At 71.0% G+C, this 12,614-nt stretch carries 12 protein-coding genes and 1 pseudogene; 8 read left to right on the forward strand and 5 right to left on the reverse strand.

Annotation, left to right across the window (positions count from 1 at the left end):
* Positions 1 to 55 precede the first annotated feature (55 nt).
* Positions 56 to 1,729: a PHP domain-containing protein gene (locus tag NRF20_RS40070; protein ID WP_398631752.1), complete on the forward strand. Its 1,674-nt coding sequence runs from the start codon at positions 56 to 58 to the stop codon at positions 1,727 to 1,729.
* A gap of 44 nt (positions 1,730 to 1,773) precedes the next feature.
* On the opposite strand, the gene pgm is transcribed toward NRF20_RS40070, so the two are convergent.
* Positions 1,774 to 3,414: a phosphoglucomutase (alpha-D-glucose-1,6-bisphosphate-dependent) gene (gene pgm / locus NRF20_RS40075; protein ID WP_413754160.1), complete on the reverse strand. Its 1,641-nt coding sequence runs from the start codon at positions 3,412 to 3,414 to the stop codon at positions 1,774 to 1,776.
* Between the two features lie 246 nt (positions 3,415 to 3,660).
* On the opposite strand from pgm, the gene NRF20_RS40080 reads away from it, so the two are divergent.
* From NRF20_RS40080 to NRF20_RS40090, 3 genes and pseudogenes are all read left to right on the forward strand, one after another.
* Positions 3,661 to 4,143, forward strand: coding sequence for a GNAT family N-acetyltransferase (locus NRF20_RS40080; RefSeq protein WP_398631754.1), 483 nt, complete (start codon positions 3,661 to 3,663; stop codon positions 4,141 to 4,143).
* Positions 4,144 to 4,197: 54 nt separating this feature from the next.
* A pseudogene (locus NRF20_RS40085) lies at positions 4,198 to 4,710 on the forward strand (alpha-glucosidase); the annotation flags it as partial.
* A gap of 92 nt (positions 4,711 to 4,802) precedes the next feature.
* Complete coding sequence (locus NRF20_RS40090; RefSeq protein ID WP_398631755.1) at positions 4,803 to 5,120, forward strand: cupin; 318 nt, start codon at positions 4,803 to 4,805, stop codon at positions 5,118 to 5,120.
* Here the strand turns inward: NRF20_RS40090 and NRF20_RS40095 are convergent.
* A complete protein-coding gene (locus tag NRF20_RS40095) occupies positions 5,110 to 6,375 on the reverse strand; it encodes an MFS transporter (protein ID WP_413754161.1) in 1,266 nt (421 codons plus the stop codon). The two genes, NRF20_RS40090 and NRF20_RS40095, sit on opposite strands and share 11 nt — an antisense overlap.
* Positions 6,376 to 6,455: 80 nt before the next feature.
* Here NRF20_RS40095 and NRF20_RS40100 point away from each other — a divergent pair, with 80 nt between their 5' ends.
* Positions 6,456 to 7,331, forward strand: a complete 876-nt coding sequence (locus tag NRF20_RS40100; protein WP_266364495.1) for a LysR family transcriptional regulator — start codon at positions 6,456 to 6,458, stop codon at positions 7,329 to 7,331.
* 50 nt (positions 7,332 to 7,381) lie between these two features.
* On the opposite strand, the gene NRF20_RS40105 is transcribed toward NRF20_RS40100, so the two are convergent.
* A complete protein-coding gene (locus NRF20_RS40105; protein ID WP_398631757.1) occupies positions 7,382 to 7,951 on the reverse strand; it encodes a GNAT family N-acetyltransferase in 570 nt (189 codons plus the stop codon).
* Between the two features lie 218 nt (positions 7,952 to 8,169).
* On the opposite strand from NRF20_RS40105, the gene NRF20_RS40110 reads away from it, so the two are divergent.
* The 3 genes from NRF20_RS40110 (at position 8,170) to NRF20_RS40120 (ending at position 10,701) form a co-directional block, all read left to right on the forward strand.
* Positions 8,170 to 9,057: an ABC transporter substrate-binding protein gene (locus tag NRF20_RS40110; RefSeq protein ID WP_398631758.1), complete on the forward strand. Its 888-nt coding sequence runs from the start codon at positions 8,170 to 8,172 to the stop codon at positions 9,055 to 9,057.
* Positions 9,058 to 9,231: 174 nt separating this feature from the next.
* Positions 9,232 to 9,591, forward strand: a complete 360-nt coding sequence (locus NRF20_RS40115) for a hypothetical protein (RefSeq protein WP_413754162.1) — start codon at positions 9,232 to 9,234, stop codon at positions 9,589 to 9,591.
* A gap of 177 nt (positions 9,592 to 9,768) precedes the next feature.
* A complete protein-coding gene (locus NRF20_RS40120; RefSeq protein WP_398631760.1) occupies positions 9,769 to 10,701 on the forward strand; it encodes a carbohydrate kinase in 933 nt (310 codons plus the stop codon).
* 75 nt (positions 10,702 to 10,776) lie between these two features.
* Here NRF20_RS40120 and NRF20_RS40125 read toward each other — a convergent pair whose 3' ends face one another.
* Both NRF20_RS40125 and NRF20_RS40130 read right to left on the reverse strand, forming a co-directional pair.
* Positions 10,777 to 11,097, reverse strand: coding sequence for a hypothetical protein (locus tag NRF20_RS40125; protein WP_413754163.1), 321 nt, complete (start codon positions 11,095 to 11,097; stop codon positions 10,777 to 10,779).
* A 77-nt stretch (positions 11,098 to 11,174) separates the two neighbouring features.
* Positions 11,175 to 12,467 (reverse strand): hypothetical protein, encoded by a 1,293-nt coding sequence (locus NRF20_RS40130; RefSeq protein ID WP_413754164.1) that lies wholly within the window; start codon positions 12,465 to 12,467, stop codon positions 11,175 to 11,177.
* Positions 12,468 to 12,614 lie beyond the last annotated feature (147 nt).

Here is a 12,614-nt window from a genome sequence, read left to right on the forward strand (position 1 = left end):
GTCGCGATCCGGGCCTCGGGCCGTTGCCGCCCTGTACTGAGGAGAATGTCGCGCCATGTCCCACCCCGTGCCCGAATGGGCCGACCCCCAGGTTCCCGCGGAGTCACTCGACCCCCAGGGGCTCAGCCGCCGAGGGCTGATGCGCCGAGCCGGTCTGTTCGGTGCGGCCTTCGCCGCCGCGTCGCTGCCGCTGCCCGCACTGGCCGACAGCCGGGGAGGCCGGTCCCAGGGACAGGGGCACGGACATGCCCCCGACCTGGTCTATCTGGTCGGCGATCACCACAACCACTCCGTCTACAGCCATGACGCCAAATACACCTTCTCCCAACTGGCCTCGGCAGGACAGAAGTTCGGCCTCGACTGGATGGTCTTCACCGAGCACAGCAACATCGGGCATGCCGAGCTCGGCGCCGCTCAGGAACACCGGGAGATCCTCAAGGCCCGCGCCGACAACAAGCGCATGCTGATCTTCCAGGGCCTGGAGTGGTACATCCCCGGTGCCGAGCACTGCACCGTCTTCTCGCCGCCCGGACGGCATGAAGTCGACCTCCTCACCCGTTTCGAGGAAGCCTTCGACGGCAAACTGCTCGGCTACACCGCCGGTGCCCCCACGCACCCCGACACCCCGCGGAACGAGGCGCACGCGGTCAAGGCCCTCAAGTGGCTGGCCGAACAGCGTCGCACCCGGTACGTCGACGACGTGCTCGTCCTCGCCAACCACCCCATGCGGCTCGGCATCGACTCCCCGCACGAGATGCGCGGCTGGCGCGACGCGGCCCCCGAGATCATGATCGGCATGGAGGGCGCCCCGGGCGCCCAGGCCGGGGCGATCCCGGGCTGGCACCCGGACACCAACATCCGCGGCGAGTACACGAATTCACCCTCCGCCGACTCCTGGCCCGGCTACCCGCGCGAGGCGTACGTGACCTACGGAGGCTTCGACTGGGCGACCGCGACCGTCGGCGGCCTGTGGGACGCGATGCTGGCGGAGGGCAAGCTCTTCACGATCACCTCCAACTCCGACGTCCACCGCGTCGCCCAGGACACCTGGGTCAACGGCGCCTGGCCGCCCGGCCAGAACTTCGACAACACCGGCCACGTCCCCGACCCGTACAACACCACCGAGCCTCAGCCCGGCGGCGACTTCTGGCCGGGCCAGTTCAGCCGTACACATGTCGGCGTCACCCGGTACGGCTACCGGCACGTGATGGAGGGACTGCGGGCCGGCCGGGTCTGGGTCGACCACGGCCATCTCATCGACGGCATCGACGTCAAGGTGCGCGGTGAGCACGGCAACAGCGCCACACTCGGCGGCCGGCTGCGCGCCCGGCGAGGCGAGAAGCTCACTCTCACCGTCACGGTGACGGCCGCCTCCCGCCGCAATCCGTACGGTGTGCTGCCGAGCCTGGAGCACGTCGACGTCATCCGCGGCGCGGTCCGCGGTCCGGCCGCCGACCGCGACGACTGGCACGCCCCGGACACCCGGCTCGCCCACACCGCCGACGTTGCGGGCCGACGCGGCACTTACACCCTGCGCATCCCGGTCGGGCGCGCGGACGAGCCGTTCTACCTGCGACTGCGCGGCAGCGACGGCAAGCGCCACGGAAAGGGATTCCTCGGTGCGTCGGTCGACCCGCACGGCCCGCTCCCGCACGAGCCCGGCAAGGGCAACCCATGGCTCGACACCTGGTTCTACACCAATCCGGTCTTCGTGGACATCGTGCGCTGAGCCCGCCGAACGGCCGGGGCCGCCCGAGGCGGCCCCGGCCGGACTCAGGCGTCCAGCGCCGCGGAGACCACGGCCTTGGCCTCCTCCTGCACCCGGCCGAGATGGTCGGCGCCCAGGAACGACTCGGCATAGATCTTGTATACGTCCTCGGTGCCCGACGGGCGGGCGGCGAACCAGGCGTTCTCGGTGGTCACCTTGATGCCGCCGATCGGTGCGCCGTTGCCGGGCGCCTCCGTCAGCACGGCCGTGACGGGTTCACCGGCCAGGGTGTCGGCCGTGACCTGTTCGGGGGAGAGCCGTGCGAGAACCGCCTTCTGCTCGCGGTCGGCGGGAGCGTCGATCCGGGCGTACGCCGGCTCGCCGAACCGGCCGGTGAGCGCCGCGTAGTGCTCGGACGGGGACTTGCCCGTCACCGCGAGGATCTCGGAGGCGAGCAGCGCCAGGATGATGCCGTCCTTGTCGGTCGTCCACACCGACCCGTCTCGGCGCAGGAAGGACGCCCCGGCCGATTCCTCGCCGCCGAACCCGAGCGAGCCGTCGACCAGTCCGTCCACGAACCACTTGAAGCCGACCGGCACCTCGACCAGCTCACGGCCGAGGGCGGTGGCGACCCGGTCGATCATTCCCGAGGAGACCAGAGTCTTGCCGATGCCCGCTGCGGCCGGCCACTGCTCGCGGTGGGCGTACAGGTAGTTGATGGCGACGGCGAGGTAGTGGTTCGGGTTCATCAGCCCGGCGTCGGGTGTGACGATGCCGTGCCGGTCGGCGTCGGCGTCGTTCCCGGTCGCGATCTGATAGCGGTCGCGCTGCCCGATCAGCGAGGCCATCGCGTACGGCGAGGAGCAGTCCATCCGGATCTTTCCGTCCCAGTCCAGCGTCATGAACTGCCAGGTGGGGTCGGTCAGGGGATTGACCACGGTCAGATCGAGCCGGTGCTGTTCGGCGATGCGGCCCCAGTACGCGACCGACGCTCCGCCCAACGGGTCGGCACCGATGCGTACTTCCGCCGAGCGGATCGCGTCCAGGTCGAGCACGGACGGCAGGTCCGCGACGTAGCTGCCGAGGAAGTCGTACGTCCCGGTGGTCGACGCCGCCCGTGCGCGGACGTAGGGCAGCCGTCGTACGTCCTTCATTCCGGCCGCGATGATCTCGTTGGCCCGCTCCTGGATCCAGCCGGTGGCCTCGGAGCCGGCCGGGCCGCCGTTCGGCGGGTTGTACTTGAACCCGCCGTCACCGGGCGGGTTGTGGGACGGAGTGACCACCACACCGTCGGCGAGCTGCGAGGTCCGGCCCCGGTTGTGGGTGAGGATGGCGTGCGACACCGCCGGCGTCGGGGTGTAGCCGTCGGCCGGATCGATGAGCACGGTCACGTCATTGGCGGCGAACACCTCGATGGCGGTGATCCGGGCCGGTTCCGACAGCGCATGGGTGTCGGCGCCGAGGAAGAGCGGCCCGTCCGTGCCCTGCAGTGCCCGGTACTCGCTGATGGCCTGGCTGGTGGCGGCGATGTGGTCCTCGTTGAACGCGGTGGCCGTGGACGACCCGCGATGGCCGGAGGTACCGAAGGCCACCCGCTGGCCGAGCTCGGCCGGATCCGGGTGCAGCGTGTAATAAGCCGTGACCAGCCGGGCCACATCGGTGAGATCCTCCGGCCGGGCCGGCTGTCCAGCTCGTTCGTGCGGCATCTGCCCACTCCTCCGTATCGGTCGGTCCTGGCGATCTTCCCCTCCCTTATTTTCACGGGTGGCCTGCGCCGGTCCGCCACTGCCCCGCCGTATACACCCGCCGGCGCGGAGGGGAGGGCCGGCCCGATGCACAGCGCAAATCCTGTGGAGGTGTGGCTCGGCCCGACATAGGTTCGTCCAGGATGACGAGCAGTTCACCGCCGATGGCGTCAATTGGCGGGTTCCGGACGAACAGGGAGAGACGAGATGGCACCGAACGAGTCCGCGGCGGCCGACCGTGTCCTGCTGCGCGAGGCCGCCGCCGAGGACGCGGAGCCGCTCACCCGGATCTTCCTCGCCTCCCGCGCCGCAGCCATGCCGTACCTGCCGAAGGTGCACAGCGACGAGGACACGCTGGCCTGGATGACCCATGTCGTCCTGCCCGGAACATCGGTGTGGATCGCCGAGACCCGGACGGGGGAGGTACTTGGGTTCGCCTCCCTCGACGGAACCGAGCTGGAACACCTGTATCTGCGACCCGATGTACGGCGTCGGGGCATCGGCTCGCTGCTCCTGGCCAAGGCGCGCGACATCGCCCCCGACGAGCTCACTCTGTACGTCTTCCAGCGCAACACCGACGCCCGGTCCTTCTATGAGCGGCACGGCTTCACCGCGGTCGGGTTCGACGACGGCAGCCGCAACGAGGAGAAGGAACCGGACGTCAGGTACCGGTGGACCGCGAACGGCTGATGGCCCGCGCCGTCGGGGACGAACGCGCGGGTACATCCGCGGCACTTGCGTGAGCTTCCCGGCTGCCAGGGCAAGGAACCGGGTCTTCCGGAGGCGGATATTCCGTGTGCCCGGATCCAGGACCGATGCACTTCCGCTCGGGCGGCACCGACCCGGGACGCGACGGGTGCCGGGTCGGTGCCGTGGTCGGCGCAGGCACCGTACGCCGGCTTCGGCTCCACCGCGGAGCCGTGGCTTCCGCAGCCGGCCGACTGGTCCTCGTACGCCGCCGACCGGCAGAGCGCCGATCCGCGGTCGATGCGCAGCCTCTACCGCGAAGCGCTGCGGGTGCGCCGGGCCGAGCCGGGCTTCCGGGTGGCGGTGGGTTTTGGTGCGCAGCAGATGACCTGGCTGCCCTCGGCGCCCGGGGTGCTCGACTTCACCCGGACCGGCGGACTGATCTGCGTCGCCGATCCGGGCGCGGAACCCGTCGAACTGCCCGGACACACGGACATCCTTCTCACCGGTGGCCCGCTGGACGAGGAGGGGAGGCTCGCGCAGGACACGACGGCCTGGCTGCGGAACTGACCGCGGGGCAGCCGGCGGGGCGACCGGGTAATCCGTGCGGGTGGGCCTGCGGCAGGATCGCGGGGGGACGAGGGCTGCGGCACAGTGGGCATATGGACGATCTGAATGCCCTCGCCGACGAGCATCTGGCCGCGGCCCGCACCTCAGCACACGGCCGCAGCGCCCACCGCCTGCTGCATGAGGAACCCCTGCGCCAGACCGTCATCGCCCTCACCTCCGGCTCCGCCCTCGACGAGCACAACGCACCCGCCGCGGCCTCCCTCCAGGTGCTCCGCGGCACAGTACGCCTCACGGCGCCCTCCGGCGATGTGGAGCTGAGTGCCGGAGGACTCCACCCGATCCCGCAGGAGCGGCACGGGCTGCTGGCGCTGGAGGACGCCGTAGTGCTGCTGACGACCGTCAACGAGTGACGGCGACGGACCCGGGACGTGCGGCGGAGGCCATCCGGACGCGCTCCAGGGCCCACAGCACAAGGCTTCCGGCGGCCAGCGAACCGCCCAGGATACAGATACCGCTCCAGCCCGCCCGTGCCCAGACCACCGAAGCGAGTGCGGCTCCCGCCGCCCCGCCCATGAAGAAGAGCGTCATGAATCCCGAGTTGATCCGGTTGCGGGCCTCCGGGCGGAGCGCGTAGATCACATTCTGTGCGCTGTTGAGCCCCGCCTGCTGGGCGATGTTCAGCGAGATCACCCCGACAGCCAGCCACAGCAGGGAGGACTCGCCGGCCAGCAGCGGCAGCCAGGAGAGCGTGAGGAGCGCGGCCGCCGTTCCCGACACCGCCTGTACCCGGCCGCGGTCGCTCAACCGGGCCGCGAAGTTCATGCCCACCACACCGATGACGCCCACCAGACCGAAGAGTCCGATGGCGGCCGCGTTCCAGCGGAAAGGGGGCCGGGTCAGCAGAAACGTCAGCGCGGTCAGCTGCACGCTGTACGAGGCCATGGAGAACGCGCCGATGGCTGCCCGCCAGCGGAGCAGAGGCTCCTGCCGCAGCAGGGACAGTGTGGAGCGCAGAAGTCCGGTGTATGACATCGGAGCCGCGCCGCGCTGCCGGGGCAGCCGGGGGAGCCGTTTGTGCAGAAGTATCGCCATGACGGCCATGAGCAGCGCGTTCACCCAGTACGCGGTCCGCCAGCCGCCGAGCTCGGACAGCGCACCGGAGGCCATCCGCCCGAACAGCCCGCCGAGCAGGACACCGGACATGACGACGCCGACGATCCTGCCGCGTTCGGCCGGAGCTGCGAGCGTCGCCGCGAACGGCACCACGACCTGCGCGCCGACGGAGGTCAGCGCGGTGAGCAGGGTCCCGGCGATCAGCAGGGGGCCGGTGGGGGCAGCGGCCGTGGCCAGGAGGAAGAAGGCGGTCAGCGCGAACAGGCTCACGGCGAGTCGTCGGCGTTCCATGACGTCCCCGAGGGGAACGAGCAGGATCAGGCCCAGCGCGTAACCGGCCTGGGCGGCGGTCACGATCAGCCCCGCCGCGGTGACACCGATGTGCAGATTCACCTCGATGATGTCGAGCAGCGGCTGCGCGAAGTAGTTGCCGGCGGCCGAGAGTCCGGCAGCGAGGGCCATCAGCAGGACCAGGCCGCGCCCGAGAGCGGGCGGATCGGGGAGAGTGCGCGGGACGGCCCGGCTTCGGGTCTCGTGTGTGGAATGAGCCATGTCCCTCAGCGTCGGGCATCCACCATCCATGAGTCCAACACATGTTTTTCATTCCATCGATCGTGGTTCACGATGGATGGATGGAACTTCAGCAGATGCGGTACGTCGTCGCGGTGGCCGAACTGGGGAACTTCACCCGCGCCGCGAAGAGGTGTCTGGTCGTCCAGTCCGCGTTGAGTCATCAGATCGCGCGGCTGGAGAAGGAGCTGGGAGCCCGGCTCTTCGACCGCACCAGCCGTCAGGTGCGGCTCACCGCGGCGGGCGAGGCGTTCCTGCCGGAGGCCAGGCAGGCGCTGGACGCGGCGGAGCGGGCCCGTGCCGAAGTGGCCGCCACGGCGGGGGAGGTCCGCGGGCGTCTGGCGGTCGGAGCCATCCCGACCGTCGCCGCGGTCGATATCCCGGCCGCACTGCGGGCGTTCCACCTCCGCTACCCGAAGGTGCACATCGTCCTGCGCGACGGGGCGAGCAAGGACCTGGTCCAGGAGGTGCGGGACGGCGTGCTCGACGTGGCGTTCCTGGGTGTGCTGCCGAGCTACCGGCCGAAGGGCGTGAGCGATCACGAACTCGCCACGGGCGAACTGGTCGCCGTCGTGGCCCCCACCCACTCCCTGGCCGGTGAGGCGGCAGTGGGTCTTGAACGGCTGGCGAAGGAGATGTTCGTCGACTACCCCGACGGCACCGCGGCCCGGGCGCAGTCGGAGGAGGCGTTCGCGGCGATGGGGCTCACCCGCGAGGTGGCCTTCGAGGTCAGCGGCACCGACTTCATCGTCCGGCTGGTCCGTAGCGGGCTCGGCATCGCCATGCTTCCGGCCGCCTTCGCGGCGGAACTGACCGGCGTACGTGTGCTGCCCGTCCGCGACGCGCCCGCCCGCACGGAGCGGCTGGTCTGGAGCCGCTTCCGCCCCACCCCGGCCGCTGCGGCGTTCCTGACCGGACTCGGTGTCGACGCCGGCTGAACATTCCCTTCAGCCTTCCGGCAGAGACCGGCGGCGGCTCCGCAGAAAGTTCACGGGTACCGCCCGGATCGATCCGGAACACGGTCGTGTTCGAAGAATTTCTCCCCGAGACTTGTGGGAGCGCTCCCAGGCTCAGCGGGATGAGGCAATGACCCAGCCTGCCGGCCCACGGGCCTACCACCCCGACGACCGTGCGGCCCTCGCGGACATCTGCGTCCGGACGGCCGACAACGGCGCCGAACCGTGCCGACTCCGCTCTGTTCGGCGTGCGCCAGTGCGGCGCTCGTCAGACAGGAGGCGATGCCGCGTCCCCGGAACTCCGGATCGGTCCACAGCCGCTTGATCTCCGACCGCCCCTCGACGGCGGCGGTGACCACGACACAGCCCACAGGGGTGTCACCGCTCAGGGGCAGTAGCACGACATCGTCGTGGAACGCCGTCCGCGGGTCCGAGATCTCGGCCCGGTACCGGTCGGGCAGCTCGGCCGCGCCGGCGACGGCCTCGCCCTTCTCGGCCTGGGTCCGCAGATGGTAGGCCGTCAGCAGCCGGGCCGGCTCGTCCTCGGTGCCACCGTGCCGGCCCGGCCGGCGGACGACGACGATGTCGGATCGGCCAGTCATGCCATCAGCATCACACGCACGCCCTGACGAGCGGCGGGGAGGCTGTCGACCGGGGCGGGATCCGTGCCGGGGGCGCCGGCCCCGGCCACCCGCGGGCGTCTTCGCGTCATCTGTGCCGGACCGGCCATGGGAGGGGGTGTCACGGGGGCTGGCTGGGCAGGTACTGGTGTACGACCCGGGAAACGGGGCGAAGCGGCCGGTGCCGAGGGGTGTGTGACGTGAGGGAGCAGACCGTGTGGCAGTTCTCCGACGATCGTGGGCAGTTGTCGACCGCCGGGCGGCGCCCGGCGCGGGTGCTCGCCTATGTCCAGGCCGGAGCGACCCTGTGGGACCACGGGATACGTCCGAGCGCAATATTCGGCTCCGATCACGACGGCCAAGCCGTGCCGGACGCGGCGAAGACCGGATCGCTGTCGCTGACCGAGGTCGGCTATCTCGGCGCAGGCAGCACCCTGGACGTGGACACCCTGCTGAGCGGTGAGCCGGACCTCGTGGTGGCCGTCAGCTACGGCGGCGGTCACGTCTACGGGCTCGCCCCGGAGACCGCCAAGCATCTGGAGGAGCACGTCCCGGTCGTCGTCATCGACGTGGGCCAGGCGCGCACCCTCGCGGAGATCGGTGACCGGTTCGCGCAGCTGGCGCGCTCACTCGGCGCCGAGGAAGCCACGACGGCGACACAGGACCTGGAGGCTGCCCGGGACCGGCTGCGCACGCTCGCCGTCGGACCGGACCGGCCCAGGGTGGTCGCCCTTTCCCCGGCCGGGCAGGACCGGGCGCACCTCGCCCGCCCCCGCATGTGGCCCGAGCTGCGTGTGCTGGCCGAGCTCGGCGTCGACCTGGTGGAGCCGGCCGAGGGGCCCGGCGCGAACTGGTCCACGGTCGGCTGGGCGGACGCCGCGGCGTCGCGCCCCGCTATCGTGCTCGCCGACATCCGCGCCAACGCCACACCCCTGGCCGAGCTTCGGACGAACGAGGCGTGGTCGGCGATCGAGCGCGTCGCCCGGGTGCTGCCCTGGAATCCGGAGCCGGTCTGCAGTCCGCAGGCCCATGCACGGTTCCTGGCACTCGTGGCCGACGCGCTGGAGGCCGCCGTCCGGCGGCTTTGACGTACGCGGCCACAGGGTGCGGCCGACCCCGACCGCCGCACGGGCCGCGTGTGCCGATGCCCCGTACGGACGCTTCCGATCGCGCCGGCCGCTCCGGTTCGCGAGGCCCGCCAGGAGCGTCCCGAGGCCATCCGCACAGCGAGCCCTGAGATCACGCGAAGCCAGACGACCCTGATGCTCACCGACCAAGCGGAGCACGTTCTCGTCCTGGGGCATGAGGTGCTTGAGGCGGTCCCGGATCGCCACCCCGCACGGCCCGGGCGCCACGAAGGATGCCGCCAACTCCCGCAAACCGCCCACCACAAAGTCTCCAGCACCGTGTACGGCGACCTGGAACTGACGACGCCGGTACGGTTCGGCGGCCCGGACGGGACCAGCGGTGCCGGTTCCGTGCTGCTCCGCGCCACGCCGGACACGGCCGATGGATATGCCGTGAACCTCGACCCGAACCTGCGGACGGCCCGGCTCTTTTGCAGGGACGGCGGACAGACGGCCGTACTCGCCAAGTGCCCCTGCCGCTGCGCGCCGGGGTGACTCTTGCGCTGCGGATCCGGGCCCGGGGCGCACGGATCGAGGCGTTCATCGACGGCCGTCCGGTCATCGATGTGACGGACACCCGCTATGCAAGCGGCAGGATCGGGCTCAATGTGTTCGGAGGCCGCACCGCCTATCAGGACACCTTCGTCACCGCACTCCAGGAGACCCCAGCTCATGCCCTACAGACTCGACCTGCTGGTCATCGGCGAATGCGTCGCCGACATCGTCCGGCTGCCGGGTGCGGCCGACCAGGTCCACCCGGGAGGCAGCCCGGCCAACGTCGCGTACGGTCTGGCCCGGCTCGGGCACGGCGCAACCCTGCTCACCCAGCTCGGCCCGGACGACAACGGGCGGCTGATCAGGGGCCATCTGACCGGCGCCGGGGTCGAGATCCGAACGGACGGTGCCACGGAACCCACCCCTTCCGCCGCCGTGACCCTGGGCGACGGCGGCCAGGCCGCGTACACCTTCGAGATCACCTGGACGCTCGACGCGGTCTCCCTGGACCGGGCGCCCCACCACGTCCACACCGGATCCATCGCGACGGTGATGGAACCCGGAGCGGCCACCGTCCTCGCCGCCGTCGAGTCGCTGCGGACGTCCGCGACCATCAGCTACGACCCCAATGTGCGGCCCGAGCTGATGGGGGAGCACGATGCGGCCGTCCGCAAGGTCGAGTGCTGCGTCGCGCTCAGCGATGTGGTCAAGGCCAGCGACGAGGACCTGCAGTGGCTGTATCCGGGCCAGGAGCCGGAGCGGGTCGCCGAGCGGTGGCTCGCCACCGGCCCGGCCGTCGTCCTCGTCACCCGGGGAAGCGACGGTGCCCTGGCCGTCACTCCCGACGGTCAGGTGACGGTCGATGCGCTGCCCGCCGACGTGGTCGACACGGTGGGGGCGGGCGACGCCTTCATGTCCGGCACCCTGCACGCCCTCGCCTCGCACGGGCTGCTGGGTGCGGACGGCCGTGAACGGCTGCGCGCACTGGAGCGGGACACCGTGACCGATGTCCTGCGTCACGCCGCGGCCGCCGCCGCCGTGACCGTCGCACGGGCCGGTGCCAACCCGCCGGACGAGGCGGAGTTGAAGGCGGCATTCGCCCGTTTCTGAACAGCCCCAGCAGGACGGTGTCACCTCCCCCTCGCGGGGACGGTGACACCGTCCTGTCACGCCGTCAGCGCGGGGTCACCCGATCGGAATGACCCTGGTGAGCGCCGAGTCGACGGTGTTGCCATGCCGGTCCTCGGCCGTCATGCGGACGCCCAGGAAGCCGCCCTTCACCAGCACCGATTGCGGCGCGACGAAGCGGTACTCACCCTCGTGGCCACAAAGGACCAGGACCTGCTTGCAGGTCACGCCGTTGTCGGCGGTGCCCCGGGTGCGGACCTGAGGCAGGCCGTCGACAGCGCCCGTGACATCGGCCTTCACCAGCTGCGGGAGGCCGGCCAGTGCCTGGTTCAGGTTGGGGAATCCGCCGAGCAACTGGATGGTGACGTCTTGACTCACCGACGGGGTCACCGGTGTCCCTCCGTATGCCGGACCATGACGCCGGGAGACGGCAGGAACCGTTCATTACCCGTTCATTACCCGGGCACCGCCAGATGCGGCGTGCTGTCGTCGTCGAGGAACTCGATGACGGCGAGGGCGAACAGCGCGCACAGCGCGATCCACACGGTGACCAGGCCCGTCGGCCGGTCCCACGCCACCAGGACCGCGGCGGCCACCACGACCACCGTCCAGTTCAGCCAGAGCCTGGCACGGTGCACCCAGCTGCCGACCGGGCCGCCGGTGACACCGGCCGCGTCCCGTACGGCGCCGATGCCGCCGCTCCACATCGCCTTGATACGGGTGGCGGCGCGGCCGTCACCGGTGAGCCAGGCGGCGAGGGCCACCACAATGCCGAGCGTGACCATCAGGCGGACCAAGGCGCGTACGGGGCCGGCCAGGGCGTCGAAGACGGAACCGGCGGCGGGCTGGGACACCTCGGACGGGAGACTGTCGAGATAGAAGGCACGGCCCACCCACACGGCCAGCCCGAGCACCGCGGCACCCGCCGCGATCGCGAGCGCCGCCGTGACCAGTGCGCGACGGCGGCGTACCGCGAGAAGCACCCCGCCCGCGGCAAGGACCAGAGTGACCAACGGCAGCCAGAAGCCGATGATCTGGAGGGCCCGGAACCACTTCTTGGCCTTGCCGACCGACTCGGAGGTCAGCACCGTGAAGTCGGTGTGGATCTCCGGGATCTTCGAGGCGACCGTCAGCCCCCGGTCGACGAGGCGATGCTTCACCCGGTCGATCACCGGTGCCAGGTCGATGGTGACGGTGTCATCGGTGAGTTTCACCGCCCCGCCGCCGCTCCCGGACAGCGCCTTCAGCGTCGCGGACTGGGCGGTCCGGTTGAGGTCGGTCCAGATCGTCGCGAAGGCGTCGCCGGCGACGAACTTCTCCACGGTCCCGTGCACGAAGTCCGAAACCCCCGTGGTCAGGGGGCCGCTCAGTCTCGAGAGCGCCTTGTCGACGACCGGCCGGTCCGCCGGGGCGACGTCGGCCAGCAGCGCCTTCACGTCGAGGTGCTTCATGACGGCGCCGGTCACGCGATCGGCCACCGCGGACTGAACATCGGGGTCGGAGGCGAGCGGCGCCATCATCGCCACATAGTTGTCCGTGTCGCCGATCTGGTTCTTCGCCCAGGTGGCCACGATGCTCAGCGGCGTGAGGACGGCCGCGACAAGAATGAGCAGTACGGCGAAGAACGAACGGGCCCGCAGCCGGTGCCGTGCCGGGGCGCGCGCCTCCAGCACCGCCACCCTGGCGCGCAGCGCCTCCATTTCCGCGCGCGCTTCCGGGGACTGAGACTGGTTACCGTCCGCTTCCATGTCCCAAGGGGATGCCCTGCCGGTGCACACAGCGCGGCGGACTGCTGCGGACGGGTGAACGCTTTCACCGGGCGCGCGGCGAGGTTCGGTCCACTCGGCCCATCGGTGACCCGTTCGGCTCAGTGAGCGCATCCTCGCCGGGGCGAC

This window comes from Streptomyces sp. R-74717 (assembly GCF_047305335.1).
In the GTDB taxonomy this organism is placed as follows: Bacteria; Actinomycetota; Actinomycetes; order Streptomycetales; family Streptomycetaceae; genus Streptomyces; species Streptomyces atratus.